Source organism: Poseidonocella sedimentorum, from assembly GCF_900116005.1.
GTDB classification, from domain to species: Bacteria; Pseudomonadota; Alphaproteobacteria; order Rhodobacterales; family Rhodobacteraceae; genus Poseidonocella; species Poseidonocella sedimentorum.
In genome coordinates this window covers 105,336-121,961 of the sequence record NZ_FOYI01000006.1, presented here as the reverse complement: position 1 = coordinate 121,961, position 16,626 = coordinate 105,336, and the positions used below count along the sequence as shown (strand labels likewise).

Here is a 16,626-nt window from a genome sequence, read left to right as displayed (position 1 = left end):
ACGCCGCTGGCGCCCAACAGCTAGAGCGTTCGGAACACCGCCGGCAATTGCTCGGGGAGATCCTCCGCGATCAGCCCCGGCCCGAAGTTGCGGGCGCAGGCGGTGTGGAGCCAGACGGCGTTGGATGCGGCATCGAGCGGCGCAAACCCGCGCGCGAGCAGCCCGGTGATGAAGCCCGAGAGCACGTCCCCCGCCCCCGCCGTCGCAAGCCAGGGCGCGGCCTCGTCATAGAGCGCGGAGTGCAGGCGGCAGTCGCCCCCGGGACTGGCGATCAGCGTGGCCGGCCCCTTGAGCAGCACGGTGCAGCCGGCGCGATCGGCCGCTTTGCGGAGCGCATCGGCGCGGGAGGTCTCGGTTGCCGCATCGCGCATCTCCTCGGCCAGATCGGGAAAGAGCCGGGCGAATTCGCCTTCGTGGGGTGTCAGGACGCAGTCGGGGTGCGCCATGTCGAACAGCCGCTCCGCCTCGCGCGAAAATCGCGTCAGCGCATCGGCATCCAGAACGGTCGGGCGGCCCGCCTCCAGCGCGACGCGGACAAGCTGGGCGGTGATCGCGCCGAGGCCCAGACCGGGGCCGAGACACAGCGCCGAGAGCCGCGCGTCCTCCAGAAGCTCTTCGAAGCCGGAGGGCCCGTCGATCCCCCGCAGCATGATCGCGTCCAGTTGCGCGGCGTTCTCATAGACCGCGCGCTGCGGGCAGGCCACGGTGACGAGCCCCGCGCCGATCCGAAGCGCGCCCCGCGCTGCCATCCGGGCCGCGCCGCCCTGGCCCGGCGGACCGGCGAGGATCAGCGCGTGGCCATAATCGTATTTGTGGCCCGAGGTCTTGAGCAGATCGGCGGCCGTGGGAGGCGCGATTCGCATCACCGCATCGGCGCACGGATCATCCGGCAGCCCGATCGGGCAGTCCCGGAGCGCGCCAGCGGCGGCTGGGCCGTCCGCGAGATAGTGGCCGAGCTTGGCACGATGAAAGCTGACCGTGAGATCCGCGGCGACCGCGCCGCCGGGGGCCTTGCCGCTGTCCGCCGAGACGCCGGAGGGCAGATCGACGGCAACGATCTTGAGCGCGCCCTCCGCCGCCGCGAGGACGTTGAGCCGGTCCACCCACGCCGCCAGATCGCCCGAAAGCGCCCGCGCGCCCGTGCCAAACAGCGCATCGATGCACAGCGCGGCCCCCGGCAGCGCCTCCTCAAGCGCCCCGCCATCAAGCGCGCGCGATGCGCCGCCCATGTCGTGCCAACGCGCGGCATTGCGCGCCGCGTCCGCCGCGCCGTCCCCCGGCGCGCCGAAGGCGAGAACCTCGACCTCCCAGCCCCACTCGCGCAACAGCCTCGCGATCACATATCCATCGCCACCATTGTTGCCCGGCCCGCACAGCACGACCGCGCGTTGCGGCGCCGCGTGAAGCTCTGGCCAGGTCTCGAAAATCGTGTCGAACACCGCGCGGCCCGCGGCGTCCATCAGCACGCCGGATTCGGCCGCGCCGCGCGCCATCGCCGCCCTTTCGAGCGCCATCATTTGCCCGCCAGTAAGGATTTCAGCCATGCACCTGCCTCGGATCGATTCAATTTTGCTCATTAAGCTTGCAAACCGCCTAAATCTTGATCACGTAAAACACCACACATCCCGGCCCACCATGGCGCATACCCTATCCAATTGTGGCCGGTAAATGAAAGTGATCTGCACGTGGCGCAGCAGGTATGGCGGGGAGGACTCCCATGAAGAAAATCGAAGCGATCATCAAACCCTTCAAACTCGACGAGGTGAAGGAAGCGCTTCAGGACGTCGGCGTGCAAGGGCTGTCGGTTGTCGAAGTCAAAGGTTTCGGGCGCCAAAAGGGCCACACCGAACTCTATCGGGGCGCGGAATATGTCGTCGACTTCCTTCCCAAGGTGAAGATCGAAGTCGTGCTCGACGATGAACAGGTCGATGCCGCGATCGAAGCGATCATCTCCTCTGCGAAAACCGAGAAAATCGGCGACGGCAAGATCTTTGTCTCCACCGTCGAGCAGGCCATCCGCATTCGGACCGGTGAATCCGGGTCGGACGCCCTCTAACACACGTTTTTCGCAAGTAAGAAAGGGAAGAGAGAATGAGCAAGGACGCAGTTCTCAAGACGATCTCGGACGAGGACGTCGAATATGTCGACATCCGGTTCACCGATCCGCGCGGCAAACTCCAGCACGTGACCGTCATGGCCGATCAGGTCGACGAGGATTTCCTCGAAGAGGGATTCATGTTCGACGGCTCCTCCATCGCCGGCTGGAAATCGATCGAAGCCTCCGACATGAAACTCATGCCGGATACCGAGAGCGCCTATATCGATCCGTTCTACGCGGAAAAAACGCTCTGCCTGCACTGCTCCGTGGTCGAGCCCGACACCGGCGAAGCCTATGACCGCGACCCGCGCGGCACGGCGGAAAAGGCCGAGGCTTACCTCAAGTCCTCCGGCATCGGCGACGTGTCCTACTGGGGCCCCGAAGCGGAATTCTTCCTCTTCGACGACGTGCGCTTCTCCAACACCATGAACAAGGTGTCCTACGAGGTCGACGCGACTGACGCGTCCTGGAACACCGACACCGAGTACGAGATGGGCAACATGGGCCACCGGCCCGGCGTCAAAGGCGGCTACTTCCCGGTCAACCCGACCGACGAGGCGCAGGATCTTCGCTCCGAGATGCTCTCCACGATGAAGCGCATCGGCATGAAGGTCGACAAGCACCACCACGAGGTGGCGTCCTGCCAGCATGAGCTTGGCCTCATCTTCGGCTCGCTCACCAAACAGGCCGATGAGCTGCAGAAATACAAATACGTGATCCACAACGTGGCCCACGCCTATGGCAAATCCGCCACCTTCATGCCCAAGCCGATCTACGGCGACAACGGCACCGGCATGCACTGCAACATGTCGATCTGGAAAGACGGCAAGCCGCTCTTCGCAGGCGACAAATATGCCGATCTCAGCCAGGAGGCGCTCTACTTCATCGGCGGGATCCTGACGCACGCGAAAGCGCTCAACGCCTTCACCAACCCCTCGACCAACTCCTACAAGCGCCTGATCCCGGGCTTCGAGGCGCCGGTTCTGCGGGCCTACTCCGCGCGCAACCGCTCCGGCTGCGTCCGGATTCCGTGGACCGAAAGCCCCAAGGCCAAGCGCGTCGAGGCCCGCTTCCCCGATCCTTCGGCCAACCCCTACCTGTGCTTTGCCGCGCTCCTGATGGCCGGTCTCGACGGCATCAAGAACAAGATCGATCCGGGCGAAGCCATGGACAAGAACCTCTACGATCTGCCCGCCGAAGAGCTCGAAGGCATCCCGACTGTCTGCGGGAGCTTGCGTGAGGCGATCACCGAGCTTCAGGCCGACTACGAGTTCCTGCTGGCCGGCGACGTCTTCACCAAGGACCAGATCGACGGCTACATCGACCTCAAGATGGAAGAGATCGAGCTCTTCGAGCACACGCCGCACCCGGTGGAATTCCAGCTCTACTACAGCTGCTGATCCAACCGCTCAGACTTCGAAACGCCCGGCCATTGGTCGGGCGTTTTGCTTTGGGGGCGTCTTGCGTCGAGGGCGTCTTTAGTCGCGGGCGGGCGGGTTGGTCGCGCGGGGGGCCGCGCCCCCGGCGGCCTCAGCCTGCGACGGTCGCTTCCAGCGCGCGCAGGGTGCTGGCGTAGCCGCCCTCGCCCAGATAGCGCTCTTCCTGCGGCGTCGTCTTGCGGCCGAGCGCCGCGTTGCGATAGGGGAAGCGGCCAAACCGGCGGATGACCTCGCGATGCGCGCGCGCGTGCAATAGCTGGTTCGGCCCGCCGATGGGCATCCGCTCCATGATGAGGCGCACGCAGCGATCCTGATCGCTCTGGCTTTCGGAGTGCATGAGCGGCAGGTAGAAGAACTGCCGCGCGGGCTCGTCGATCTTGAGATCCCAGCCGCGCGAGATGGCGATCTTGGCCGCCGCCAGCGCGTATTTGTCCGTCTCGAAGGACCGCGCCGTGCCGCGAAACATGTTGCGCGGAAACTGGTCGAGCAGAATGATGTAGGCCAGCGCGCCGCTGGGATAGGTCAGCCACATCCCGTATGCCCCGTCGCAGGCCTCGGCCCAGGTATCGGCGAAGCGCGTTCGCACGGTCTCGTCAAACCCCTCGGGCGGGATATACCAGTCCTTCGGCTCGATCTCGTCGAGCCAGAATTTCAGGACCTCTTCCGGCTTGGCCACGCGTCTCTCCCACAGGTCATTGCGGTGCAACTCCAGCTAAAACCAGCGCGCGCCCCGGCGCCAATCACAAAATGCGTCCGATTGCGTCAAAGGGCCGAAGGCGTCGCTAATTTGCAACCGCCGCGCCCTCCTGTTCCAGTCGGAGCGCGTCCTGTTCGTTGGCATGTTCGATGGCTTCCTCGATCGCATAGTCCTGCGCCGCTTCGACCGCAACCGGCGAGACGCCGGGCGAGAGCGCGGGGAAAGAGCCGGTCTCGTCGGCCGAAAGCCCCGGGCGTTGGGTCATCCGGTAAACGCCGTACCCGCCGAGCACGAGCATCAGCGCGGCAAGGAAGAGAAAGAACCCCTGCGGGCCGGCCACGCCCATGAGCCAGCCGGTGATGATCGGCCCCGCGATCGCGCCCAACCCGTTGATGAACAGCAGCCCCGCCGAGGCGCTCGGCATGTCTTCGGCTTCGAGGAAGTCGTTGGAATGGGCGATGAGCATCGAATAGAGCGGGTTGGAACAGCCGCCGATGATGAAGGCCGCCCCGATGAGCGCGTAGAAATACGCGCCGTTGAGCGCCGCGACGATCGAGGCCACCCCGCCCACCAGCGCGATGATCGCGATCAGGCGGCGGCGGTCCATCCGATCCGAGAGCCAGCCGAGCGGGTATTGCAGCACCATCGCGCCGACGTAGAAGGACGCAACGAACATCGACAGCTGCGCCAGCGTCAGCCCCGCCGAGCTGGCATAGACCGCCGACATGCCGAATTGCGCGGAAAACACCCCGCCGAGCAGGAACATCCCGACGCAACCCAGCGGCGAGTTGTGAAACAGGTCCGGCAGGCTCATCGGCTTGGTGGTCTCGAAGGCGGGCGTCGGGCTGATCGAGAGCAGGATCGGCGCGAAGGCGATGGAGACGAGCACCGAGGGGATGACAAAGAGCAGGAAGCCCGAGGCATCGGGCACAAGGACGATGGCCTGCGCGATGATGATCCCGAGCGTCTGGACGATCATGTAGACCGAGAGCGCCTGCCCGCGGGTCTCGTTGGTTGCGGCGTCGTTGAGCCAGCTTTCGGCCGTCACGTAGACGCCGCAAAAGCAAAAGCCGATGACCATCCGCCCGGCCATCCAGGCATAGGGATTCTGCACCGTCGGGTAGAGGATCAGTACCGCCGAGATGAGCGAGCCGAGGGCCGCGAAGACGCGCACGTGGCCCACGCGGCGGATCATCCCCGGGGTCAGCCGGCTCGCCACGAGGAAGCCGGCGAAATAGGCCGACATGACGAGCGACATCTCGAAGGTGCCGAAGCCCGCCTGGCCGCCGCGCACGCCCAGAAGCGTACTCTGGATCCCGTTGCCGAGCATGAGAAGCAGCATGCCGAGCAAGAGCGGCCAGGAATTTGAAATAACACTGAACATCGCGCGTCTCCGGTCATGGGCTGAGGTTTTCGGGGCGTCATTAGGCGGGCGTCTGCGGCGTCTTCGGGGGCTGTCTATCTGACGAGTCGGCGCGCCACACTTCCTTCACCGACGTCTATATGACGTTTTCAGGCTATGGGATCAGCAGAGAGGCATCGCCGTAGGAAAAGAAGCGGTAGCGCGCCTCTATCGCGTGGGCGTAGACGGCGCGGATCGTATCGGCCCCGAGGAAAGCGGAGACGAGCATCATCAGCGTCGATTTCGGCAGATGGAAATTGGTCATCAGCGCGCTCGCGACGTGAAACTCGAAGCCGGGGTAGATGAAGATATCGGTCTCGCCCTCCCAGGGGGCGATTTCGCCGCTTTCCCGCGCGGCCGTCTCGATCAGGCGCAGCGCCGTGGTGCCCACCGGGATGATGCGCCCGCCCGCCGCCATGGTCACGGCGATCTCCTGCGCCGCGGCGGCGCTCACCTGCCCCCACTCGGCGTGCATCTTGTGCTGGGTCACGTCCTCGACCTTGACCGGCAGGAAGGTGCCCGCGCCGACGTGGAGCGTCACGTGGGTGAAGGCGACGCCCTGCGCCTCCAGCTCCGCCAGCAGCGGCGCATCGAAATGCAGCGAGGCGGTGGGGGCGGCGACGGCGCCGCGGCGGGCGGCCCAGACGGTCTGGTAATCCTCGTGGTCCTGCGCATCGGCGGGGCGTTTGGCGGCGATGTAGGGCGGCAGCGGCATGGCACCCGCGGCATTGAGCGCGGCGTCGAAATCGCTGCCCGAAAGGTTGAACCGCAGCCGGACGCCCTCGCCCGCGCGGCCTTCGAACGTGGCGGTGAGCGCGTCGGAGAAGACGATTTCCTCGCCCTCGCGGATCTTCTTCAAAGGCTTGATCAGCGCGAGCCAGACCCCATCGGCCTGCGGCTCAAGCAGGGTCGCTTCGATGCGTGCGCGGGTGGCCGTGGGCCCGCTGCCACGGCTGCGAAACCCCGTGAGCCGCGCCGGGATGACCTTGGTGTCGTTGAGCACGAGCCGGTCGCCGGGCCGCAACCAGCGCGGCAAATCAGAGACCCGCGCATCCGAAAACCGCGCGCCCTCTGCCACCAGAAGTCGCGCCGATGAGCGCGGCTTTGCCGGGCGCGTGGCGATCAGATCCTCGGGCAGGTCAAAGTCGAAATCCGAAAGCTGCATAGCCTCTCAATTCTCCTCGGGCACGGGCGCCGGGCGGCGGAATATCTCGCGCAGGAACCCCGGCGTGAGGGCCGACAGCGGATTGACCCCGATGCGCGGCGCGGCCGGATCGCCCGTCACTGTGTAGGTAAATCCGATCAGCCCCTCGCCCTTGCGCGCGAGAAACCCGCCAAGCATGTTGATCGCATAGATCGGCGACAAGACGCCCTGCATGTCCAAGTTCCGCCTCTGCCGGTCATAGATTCCATCGACCGTGATCCCAAGCGAGGGGCCGGTCGCGCGGGCTTCCGTGATGGTAAGGCGGCTCGGGGTCAAGCGGAATTTGGCATCGACGTTTTCAAAGAAAATGCCCGGGCCCCGCATCTGGTCGAGGATCCCGACGACGGAGATCGCATCGAGAAGTTGGGCCAGCGCGGGCAGATTCTGCAGCCGCACGTCGGAGATCGAGAGGCTGCCGTCATAGCTGCCCGGCCCGGCGCGCGGCACGAGGCGCAGATCGAGCGCGCCCTCCCGTGCCCGCTCCAGAAGGCCCGCATCGCGCATGGCGCGCCCGGCGTCCTCGGCGGTGAGGCGGATCGCCGTGCGCCCGTTCTGTGGCGAGAGCTCCGCGCGGACCGGCGTCTTGCCGTTGATCCGCCCGGTGATGACGCCCGACAGCCCGCTTGCGCTGGTGAGCTGCCCGCGCAGACCGGTCAGCGTGACCTCGTCGGAGAGGACAAGCCGGTCGAGCGACAGATCGAGCGGAACGCGCCCCGCGCCCCCGCCGGTCTCGGGCCGCGCGCGCAGATCGACGCGCCCGCCACCGATGGCGATGGCCGGAGCCTCGCCCGCGCCCCGTGCGGTGAGCGTGACCGGCGCATCGAGCCAGCCCCCGCTCCGCAGCCTCGAGAACCGCGCCGCGCTGAAGGCGCCGGTCCCGGTGAGCGACAGCGTGCCTTCGAGGTCGAGCCCCGGCGCGCTGAGGGCGATGCGGTCGATCCGGGCGGGGGTGGCGAGCGCCCCGGAAATCTCGAACCGGCCCGCCGCGCCCGGCCCCTTGCGCCAGCCAAGCGGATCGATCCGCAGCGCCGCGCCGCGAAGCTCCGATGTCAGGGTGAACTCGGGCGGCGCGCCTTGGGGCAACGCGATCGCGATCCGCGCCGGGGTCTCGCCGGTGAGGGTTCCCGGCGGCAGGGCGATGCCGAGCGCGTCCAGCCCCGCGGGCGAGATGGTGAGATCCGCATCCACCGTCGCGGGGCGTTCGGACCCGTCCAGCGCGCGGAACGGCCGCGACCATTGCCCGTCGAAGGGTACGCCGTCGAATGTCCCCTCGCCCGTGATGCGCAGCCCGGTGTTGTCCGCCGCAAAGCGCAAGGCCGGCGCCGCGATGCGCCGCCCCGGCACGATCATCTCGCTGCTCACGTCGCGCAGATCGGCGGCGATGTGATAGCGCACCTCCGCCGGGGTCAGCCGGCGCTTGAGCGGGAAGGCGATCTCGCCCGTGGCCGCCGCCGTCCCCTGGGCCAGATCGGTGCCCCGGCCCGAGCGGGACATGAAGCGGAACGGCGGGCGGTCGATAGTCGACAGAATCGCCGGGATCGGTCCCTCCGCCGCGAGGCGCACGGTGGCGGGCATCGGCCGCTGGCGCATGTCGGACAGCTCGAAAACGCTGCCCGCGATATCAATCACCCCGCCCTCGGGCGCCTCGAGACTGCCCGCCTGCGATGTGGCGACAAGCCGGTGGTCGTGAATTTCGAGATAGCCCGAAAGCCCCGTCGCCTCCGGCAAATGCTTCAAGAAGCGCAGCCGTGCGCCCTCGAATCCGGTCCCGAGATAGAGCGCCGGCGCGCCCCCCGGCCGCAAGCGCAGCGCGGCGTTCAGATCGCGATAGCGCGCGTCCCGGATATTCTCGGCGATCCATTGGCGGGGCACGACTTTATGCGCCGGCGGCCAGAAATTCAGGATCGTGTCATGGGCGATCTGGCGCGCCTGCGCATCGGCGCTGACCGACCAGCCCGCATCGAGAGCGACGGCCTCGCCGCTGATCGTGACCACATCGGCCCCCGCAACGAGGCTCCCCTGCCCCAGTTCAATGCGAAACGGATCGAGCGAGAGGCGGGTGTCAAACCGTGCGCTCTCGACGGCGCGCGGGGTGTCGAACATGCCTTGCGGGTTGGCGCTGAGCTCGGTGAAAACGACCTGGCCGTCAAAGCCTTCGGGCCAGCCGTCCGGCCCGAGCCGCATCCGCGAATGCCCCCGCCCCGCGCCGCTGACCCATGGGCTCGACAGGGTGAAATCATCCACCGACAGCACCCCCGTCGCGGGATCGTAGCTGACATAGCTTTCCACCATGTCGAACGGCACCGGTTTGGTCTGGGCGTTGGGCTGAAGCACGCCCTTGCCGATCTGCATCGTCGCGGCCACCGGGCCGAGCGCGCCCGCCTCGTCCAAAACGCCGCGCAGAGCGCCGGAGATCGGCGCGCGCAGGGGCTCCATCCAGGCGAGAGCAGGAAGCTGCGAGGCCAGATCCTCCGAAGCGACCTGATCAAAGCGCAGGGCGAAGCGCGCCTCGTCCTGCGCCTCCGGAACGAAGAGGTTGGCCTCCAGCACCGCGAGCCCCGTCGCGCCGCCGAGCAAGGTCACGGTGCTCGACAGCTCCACGCCACCGGCCTCGCGCGTGATGCGGATCGTGCCGTCATCGGCGGTCCAGGCCCGGCCGGAATGCGCGTCCTCGTAGCGCAAGGTAAAGCCCTGCACCGTGATGCTGCGCAGCCGCGCGAGCCGGGGGGCGGACATCCACGCGCCAAGATCGTCGCGCAGGCGTTGCAGGCTGAGCGGCTCGGCCTCTGCCCCGCCATCCGCGGCCTGAAGGCCGAAGCCCAGATCCTGCGCGCGCCGCACCGCCGCCGAGCCGCCGATGACCGACACCGAACGCAGCATGATCTCGCGATTGAGCAGCGAGCGGACCGAAAACCCGAGGTTCACATCGTCCAGCCGCACTGCCGGCGCGCCGCCCAGTCCGATCGTCACATCGCGCAGCCGCACCCCGGGCCGGCGAAATTCGGCAATGTCGAAGACCATCGCTTCGAAGCGCACGTCGGCCTCCGGGGCGACCTCGGCGATGCGCTCGACCACGCGCCGTTGCACCCAGTCCGGCGCCTCGATCTGCCGCTCATAGGCATAAAACCCCACCGCCCCGACAAGCAGCGCGGAGACGAGAAGCGCCGCCGCGCCCCAGCCGATCGAGCGGCCGAGCCATCGCCGCGCGCCCGTATCCCGGGCCGGTTTTTCACGATCCTGCCGTGTCATGCCTTTATTCTCGCCCCGAGACCCCTAAGATCAACCGAAGTTTGATACCGCAGGAGCAAACCGATGATCGAAACTGGCGCCCCGGCCCCTGACTTCACCCTGCCGCGTGACGGTGGCGGCGAGATTTCCCTGTGTGACCTGCGCGGCCGGGCGGTTGTGCTGTTCTTCTACCCGCGTGATGACACGTCGGGCTGCACGAAGGAAGCCATCCACTTCACCGAAAGCGCCGCGGCTTTCAAAGCAGCGGGCGCCGAGGTGCTTGGCGTCTCGAAGGACGACGTGGCCAGCCACGACAAGTTCCGCGACAAGCACGCGCTTGGGGTGATCCTGCTGTCGGACGCCGAGGGCGACACCTGCGAGCGCTACGGCGTCTGGAAGGAAAAGAGCATGTATGGTCGGAAATTCATGGGGATCGAGCGCACCACGGTGCTGGTCGATGCCGAGGGGACCATCGCGCGGATCTGGCCGAAGGTGAAGGTCGCGGGCCATGTCGAGGCGGTTCTGGACGCGGTGCGCGCGCTGTGATGACGCTCGCGCAGATGGCGGTCGAGGTGCTGAGCTGTGCCGGGGGTCGCGAAAAAACGCGCCTCTCGCGCGCCCATGCCGCGACCTGGTTTGCCGCGCGGGAGGCCGGCACGCCGCTCGAGATCGGCCGGGCCGCGCCCCCCGATCGCCCGGCCAGGCCGGCCAAGCCCGAACTTCTCGACCCGCGCGAGGTGCCCAAGCGCAAACCGGGCAGCCCGGAGGGGCGCATCGCGCTGCTGCACGCGGTCGCGCATATCGAGCTCAACGCCGTCGATCTGCATTGGGACATTCTCGCGCGGTTCAGCGATGTGCCCATGCCGATGGGGTTCTACGACGACTGGGTGAAGGCCGCGGACGAGGAGAGCAAGCATTTCACCCTGATGTGCGACTGCCTCGAAGAGGCGGGCAGCTTTTACGGCGCCCTGCCCGCCCATGCCGGCATGTGGCGCGCCGCCGAGGACACCGCCCACGATCTGCTGGGCCGGCTCGCGGTTGTGCCGATGGTGCTCGAAGCGCGGGGGCTCGACGTGACGCCGGGGATGATCGGGATCTTTCGCAAGGCCGGTGCGAAAAGCGCGGTCGCGGCGCTGGAGACGATCTACGCCGAAGAGGTCGGGCATGTGGCCTTTGGCTCCAAGTGGTTTCACTTCCTCTGCGGCCGCCACGAAAAAGACCCCAAGGTTGTCTTCCACGACCTGGTCCAGACCTATTTCCACGGGGCACTCAAGCCGCCCTTCAACGAGGAAAAACGCGCCGAAGCGGGCCTGCCGCCGGATTTTTACTGGCCGCTCGCCAACGCCTGAGGCCCCGGCCCGAGACCGCGCGGCGCGATTTTCGGCGGAAACCTGCCGCAAATCCCTCAATTCGGGGCATTTTCCGCCTTCCCATGCGCGAGAGCATTGCTGCGCCGCGCCGCGCCCGTTATCCATACGCCGACGGCGCCTATGGGGACTACGGAGCGCCGATAAACACAAAGACATGGGGAGCGGACAGTGACATCTCGCTTCAGACAAAGACTTGATTCCGCGCTGGAACGGTATCTGCCGGAACGGCGCATCTTCCTTCGGTCCGACAGCGAGACGCGCTTCATTCGCCTCAAACCCAGCTCGCAACTGCTCGCCGCGAGTGGCTGCGCGGTTGTGGTCGGCTGGGCGGTGGTCGCGACGGCGATCCTCGCCATGGACAGCATCGGATCGGGCAATTTCCGCGATCAGGCCGAGCGCGACCTCGCGATCTATCAGGAGCGCCTGAGCGCGCTGGCCGAAGAGCGGAATACGCGCGCCCGCGAGGCACTCGACGCGCAGGAGCGCTTTGCCTCGGCGCTCGAACAGGTTTCGGTGATGCAAGGCGAGCTTCTCTCTTCGGAAGAGCGCAACCGCGAACTGGCCAAGGGGATCGACGTGATCCAGTCGACCCTGCGCACGGCGATGAAGGAACGCGATGCGGCGCGCGAAGATGCTCTGCAACTGCAAGCCTCCCTGACCGGCGAAAGCGGCGCAGAGGCCGTGGCCGCCCTGCCCGCCGAGACGGCGGCGACGCTTGAGCTTGTCTCCGAGGCGCTGGCCGACACCGCGCGCGAGCGCGACGATATCCACACTGCCGCCGCAGATGCGCTCGGCCACGCCCAGGATCTGTCCCACAAACTCCGGCTTATGGAAGACAAGAACGATCTCATCTTCCGCCAGCTGGAGGAGGCGATGGCCGTTTCGGTGGAGCCGCTCGACAAGATGTTCCGCAGCGCGGGCGTCGATCCCGACACCGTGCTCGATCAGGTCCGCCGGGGCTATTCCGGCCAGGGCGGGCCGCTCACCCCGATCACCTTCTCGACCATGGGCGAGGCGCCCGGCGCCGACGAGGCGCGCGCCAACAAGATCCTCGACAAGCTCGACCGCCTGAACCTCTACCGGATCGCGGCCGAGAAACTGCCCTTCGCAACGCCCGTCGCCTCGTCCTATCGCTTCACCTCGCCCTTCGGCTACCGGCGCGATCCCAAGACCGGCGCGCGGCGGATGCACTCCGGTGTCGATTTCGCCGCCGGCCACGGCACCCCGCTTCACGCCACCGCCGACGGCACGGTCGTCTTCGCCGGCTGGCAGTCCGGCTACGGCCGCCTCGTGAAGATCAGACACCAATTCGGAATCGAAACGCGCTATGCGCATATGTCCAAAATCCGGGTAAAGGTGGGCGATAAGGTCTCGCGCGGGGATCGGATCGGTGATATGGGAGCGTCCGGACGTGTGACCGGCGTACACCTGCATTACGAAGTCCATGTGAACGGCCGTCCTGTCAATCCCATGAGCTACATCAAGGCTGCAAGAGATGTTTTCTAAGAGCAAAATCAACGAGCCCGCAAAGACCCCCTCTGAAACACCTCGGCCGAGCGCGCCTGCGGGATCCGCGCCGACGGGCGCCGGCGATGCCAAGACCCCTCGCCCCGCCCCAAAGGCCAAGCCGCCTGCCTCCGTGCTGTCTTCGGATCTGCACGTGACCGGCAACATGAAGACCACGGGCGACATTCAGGTCGAGGGCACGGTCGAAGGCGACATCCGCGCGCATTTGCTGACCATCGGCGAGGGCGCGACGATCAAGGGCGAGGTGATCGCCGATGACGTGGTGATCAACGGGCGCATTGTGGGCCGTGTCCGCGGGCTGAAGGTTCGCCTCACCTCCACCGCGCGCGTGGAAGGCGACATCATCCACAAGACCATCGCCATCGAATCCGGCGCGCATTTCGAAGGCTCCGTCCAACGGCAGGATGATCCGCTCAACGCTGGCGGCAAGTCCGCCATGGCAGAGCCCATCGCGACGCCAAAAGCCGCAAGCTGATCCCAGCTCAAGTTTAGATGAAAAAGCCGCCCCTGAGGGCGGCTTTTTTTGTTTGTTTCGGGGGATCCCTTGGGGATCAGAAGTCGCCCCAATCCGAGTCGAAGTCGGTCTTGAGAGCTGCCGATCCGTCAAAGCTGGCCGGGCTCCCCGCGGCCTTCGCGGGTTTTGGTGCCAGTGCCGCCGGGGCGACTTTCGGGCTACGCCCCGAGGCGAGCACCGCCGTGTCCCCGACCTTGAATTGCTTGGTCGTGTCGGTCAGGCGCGTGGCCTCCTGCGCCAGAAGTTGCGAGGCCGCCGTGGTTTCCTCGGCCATCGCGGCGTTGTGCTGCGTTGCCTGATCGAGCTGGTTGACCGACGAATTGATCTCCTGCAAGCCGCCCGCCTGTTCGACGGAAGCCTGCGCGATCTGTCCGACGTGGCCGGAGATATCGATCACCGATTCCACGATCCCCTTCAGTGCTTTACCGGTGGCATCCACCAGCGAAACCCCGCGCTTGACGTGATTGCCCGACGCCGTGATCAGGTTGTTGATCCGGCTCGCCGCTTCCTGCGAGCGTTGGGCAAGTTCGCGCACCTCGGAGGCCACCACGGCAAAGCCACGGCCGGCATCCCCCGCGCGCGCCGCCTCGACGCCGGCGTTGAGTGCGAGCAGGTTGGTCTGGAAGGCGATATCGTCGATCAGGCTGGTGATCTTGGAAATCTCCTGCGAGGAGGTCTCGATCTCCTTCATCGCCTCGACGGCTTCGCGGACCACCGATCCGCTGTTTTCCGCATTGCCACGCGCGTCCTTGACCACGTTCTCCGCCTGCTGGGCCCCGTCCGACGCGGACTTGACCGATGCGGTCAGCTCGTCCAGCGCGGCGGCGGTCTGTTGCAAGGTAGCGGCCTGGCTCTCGGTGCGTTTCGACAAGGCGTCGACGGCCGAGCTGATGTCGGAGGCCTCTTCGCGGATCTGGCTCGCATTGGCGACAACGTTCTGCATCGCATCCTGCAAGCGGGTCACGGCGCGGTTGAAGTCTTCGCGAAGCTGCTCGTATTCCATCGGGAAGGGCGTATCGAGCATGGCCGTGAGGTCGCCCTCGGCCACCCGCTCGAGGCAGACCCGCAGCCCGTCGACGACGCGTGCCTGATCGGCGGCCATCGCCTTGCGGCGCTCATCCGCGGCTTCGATTTCCGCCCGCGCTTCGGTCACATCGCCGCCCATCAGAATGAACCCGGAGGGCTCACCGTGCTGGTTCGGTACGGGTGAGATGCTGCCTTCGAGGATACGTGTGCTGCCATCCTCGCTCTTCACGGCAAATCGGCCCAAAACGCTGCGCCCGCTGCGCAGATCGCTCCACATTTCACTCTGCTTGCCTTCGCTGTCGTCGTAGGACACCATCTTGGTCGCGGATCGCTCAAGGAGGTGGCCTTCATCCATGCCCACCGCCTCGCAGAACGTCTTGTTGACGGTCTTGATCGATCCTTCGACGCAAATCAGCGCGCGGCACAGGTTCTTGTCGAGCGCCTCGAGCGTGGTCTCATTGCGGATTTCTTCGGTCCGGTCGCTCCACTCAAGCGCATACCCGATCGGCTCGCCGTCGCGGCCGCGGACAAGGCCCGCGAAGAGTTCGAGCGAGGTATCGCCGGCGTCGATCTTCAGATGCTTGGGCAGCACGGCCGGATCAAGAAGCGCGGCCACCGAGGAGCCGAACAGACCCTTGAACAGATCGAGGTGGTGACCGACGATCGCCGCCGGATCGAAGCCGGGCACCTTGGTCGCGATATCGTCGGCGGCGGTTTCCACGAGCTTTTCGAAGGCCGGGTTGACCGTGAGCACCTTGTGCTCGAGATCTGTGAGCATCATCGGAGAGGCCGAGGCACCGTAGGCCGCGCCCTTGAAGGCTGCGTCTCGGGCGTCTTCCTCAGCATCGGCCAGTACCGCCCTGAAGGACTCCAGCGCAGAGGCAATCTGGCCGATCTCATCGCCGCGATCCTGCGACGCCACTTCGGCATCGTAATTGCCCGCGGAGATTTCGGCCACAGAGCCCGACAGACGCCGCAGCGGCATGGCGATCCCGCGGGACACGACGATGCCGATGGCGATGGCCGCAGCGAGCAGGATCGCGCCCTGGATCATCTGGACCCGAAGCGTCTTGCCGACGGCCGCGAAGAGCTCATCCGTGCTCTGTTCGACGATCATGCCCCAGGTCACACCGCCGAAGTTGATCGGGGCGTAGTAGCCATAGACCTCATTGCCCCAGGAGTCGTTGAACAAACCGAGCCCCTGTTCCCCGGCCAGAGCGCGATTCACGACATCCGCATCGAGACGGGTGGTCAGAGCGTCGTTCACTTCTGACTTGGGCGTGTCGGTGCGGTAAAGATGGTCGCCGCCGATGACGAACGCGGTCCCGCTCTCGCCGAGACCGGCGGTGGAGGACACGGCACTGTTGAGACGTTCGGTCGGGATCGTGAAGGCCACGACGCCAATCCGGTCACCATCATTGCCGAAGACAGGGCGTGCGATGAAGGAGGCCGGCAGATCAGCGGCAGCACCATAGGGCGCAAAGTCGGCAAAGGCGGAGCCACCATCGGGCGCGGCCTGATTGGCGCGGCGGAACACGTCGGCGAGGCCGGTGTCCTTCCAGGGGCCGGAGAGAAGGTTTGTCGCGAAGTCCACGCCCTTGGAGACGCTGTAGATGATGTTGCCCTCGTCATCGATCAGGAAGATGTCCTGATAGCCCATGGCATCGCGCAAACCGTGGAAGGCGGGATGGTACTGCCGATGCGCGGCGTCGTAGAATGTCCCGTTGTCCGCCGCGGTCATGGCCGCTTTCTCATCGGTGCCGTTGGGATTGTCGGTGATGTAGATCTGCTGGAGTTCCGACGCCGGATCCCCAATCCACTGGTAGGCGCGGGCAAAGGCCGACATCGCGCCAACAACCCCGGGGCTTCCGGCCTGCAACTGAATGTCGCGCTCGATCTCGGCGAGCATCTGTTCGAGAGTCTGGACCTGAAGCTGGGCGATACCTTCGAGCTTCGATCCGGCCTCTTCTTCGAGGGTCGACCTCATGCTCTGATAGGAAAAGTAGCTCAGCCCAGTGATCGAAGCGACGATAAGAAGAGAAATGATGATGGGGAGCTTTGCCCCGATCGACATGTTCTGCAGTTTGGACAGCATTTGGGGATCCCTTGACACGGTAGCGC

Annotated in this window: 12 protein-coding genes; 6 read left to right on the top strand and 6 right to left on the bottom strand. The window is 66.3% G+C overall.

The features are described from left to right. Nucleotides 1-20: 20 nt before the first annotated feature. Nucleotides 21-1,544: an NAD(P)H-hydrate dehydratase gene (locus BM353_RS10215; protein WP_092080311.1), complete on the bottom strand. Its 1,524-nt coding sequence runs from the start codon at nt 1,542-1,544 to the stop codon at nt 21-23. Between the two features lie 173 nt (nt 1,545-1,717). Here BM353_RS10215 and BM353_RS10210 point away from each other — a divergent pair, with 173 nt between their 5' ends. After that, complete coding sequence (locus tag BM353_RS10210; RefSeq protein ID WP_092080308.1) at nt 1,718-2,056, top strand: P-II family nitrogen regulator; 339 nt, start codon at nt 1,718-1,720, stop codon at nt 2,054-2,056. Between the two features lie 35 nt (nt 2,057-2,091). Continuing rightward, nucleotides 2,092-3,498 carry a type I glutamate--ammonia ligase gene (gene glnA, locus BM353_RS10205; protein ID WP_092080306.1) on the top strand — a complete coding sequence of 469 codons (1,407 nt, stop codon included), beginning with the start codon at nt 2,092-2,094 and terminating at the stop codon, nt 3,496-3,498. Between the two features lie 130 nt (nt 3,499-3,628). Here the strand turns inward: glnA and BM353_RS10200 are convergent, their stop codons facing one another. The 4 genes from BM353_RS10200 to BM353_RS10185 all read right to left on the bottom strand — a co-directional run bounded on the left by BM353_RS10200 (nt 3,629) and on the right by BM353_RS10185 (nt 10,089). Beyond that, nucleotides 3,629-4,213: a DUF924 family protein gene (locus BM353_RS10200; RefSeq protein ID WP_092080303.1), complete on the bottom strand. Its 585-nt coding sequence runs from the start codon at nt 4,211-4,213 to the stop codon at nt 3,629-3,631. 106 nt (nt 4,214-4,319) lie between these two features. Beyond that, nucleotides 4,320-5,618, bottom strand: coding sequence for an MFS transporter (locus tag BM353_RS10195; RefSeq protein ID WP_092080300.1), 1,299 nt, complete (start codon nt 5,616-5,618; stop codon nt 4,320-4,322). Nucleotides 5,619-5,751: 133 nt separating this feature from the next. Beyond that, nucleotides 5,752-6,801 (bottom strand): tRNA preQ1(34) S-adenosylmethionine ribosyltransferase-isomerase QueA, encoded by a 1,050-nt coding sequence (gene queA, locus BM353_RS10190; protein ID WP_092080298.1) that lies wholly within the window; start codon nt 6,799-6,801, stop codon nt 5,752-5,754. A 6-nt stretch (nt 6,802-6,807) separates the two neighbouring features. Continuing rightward, nucleotides 6,808-10,089 (bottom strand): AsmA-like C-terminal region-containing protein, encoded by a 3,282-nt coding sequence (locus BM353_RS10185; protein WP_092080294.1) that lies wholly within the window; start codon nt 10,087-10,089, stop codon nt 6,808-6,810. A 63-nt stretch (nt 10,090-10,152) separates the two neighbouring features. Here BM353_RS10185 and BM353_RS10180 point away from each other — a divergent pair, with 63 nt between their 5' ends. The 4 genes from BM353_RS10180 (at nt 10,153) to BM353_RS10165 (ending at nt 13,440) form a co-directional block, all read left to right on the top strand. Further along, nucleotides 10,153-10,614, top strand: coding sequence for a peroxiredoxin (locus BM353_RS10180; protein ID WP_092080291.1), 462 nt, complete (start codon nt 10,153-10,155; stop codon nt 10,612-10,614). A 14-nt stretch (nt 10,615-10,628) separates the two neighbouring features. Further along, nucleotides 10,629-11,417 carry a ferritin-like domain-containing protein gene (locus BM353_RS10175; RefSeq protein WP_092080631.1) on the top strand — a complete coding sequence of 263 codons (789 nt, stop codon included), beginning with the start codon at nt 10,629-10,631 and terminating at the stop codon, nt 11,415-11,417. Between the two features lie 189 nt (nt 11,418-11,606). Then, nucleotides 11,607-12,944 carry a DUF5930 domain-containing protein gene (locus BM353_RS10170; protein WP_092080288.1) on the top strand — a complete coding sequence of 446 codons (1,338 nt, stop codon included), beginning with the start codon at nt 11,607-11,609 and terminating at the stop codon, nt 12,942-12,944. Then, nucleotides 12,934-13,440, top strand: a complete 507-nt coding sequence (locus BM353_RS10165) for a bactofilin family protein (RefSeq protein WP_092080285.1) — start codon at nt 12,934-12,936, stop codon at nt 13,438-13,440. The genes BM353_RS10170 and BM353_RS10165 overlap by 11 nt, the downstream gene beginning before the upstream one ends. 76 nt (nt 13,441-13,516) lie before the next feature. Here the strand turns inward: BM353_RS10165 and BM353_RS10160 are convergent, their stop codons facing one another. Further along, nucleotides 13,517-16,600, bottom strand: coding sequence for a methyl-accepting chemotaxis protein (locus BM353_RS10160; protein ID WP_177220526.1), 3,084 nt, complete (start codon nt 16,598-16,600; stop codon nt 13,517-13,519). Nucleotides 16,601-16,626 lie beyond the last annotated feature (26 nt).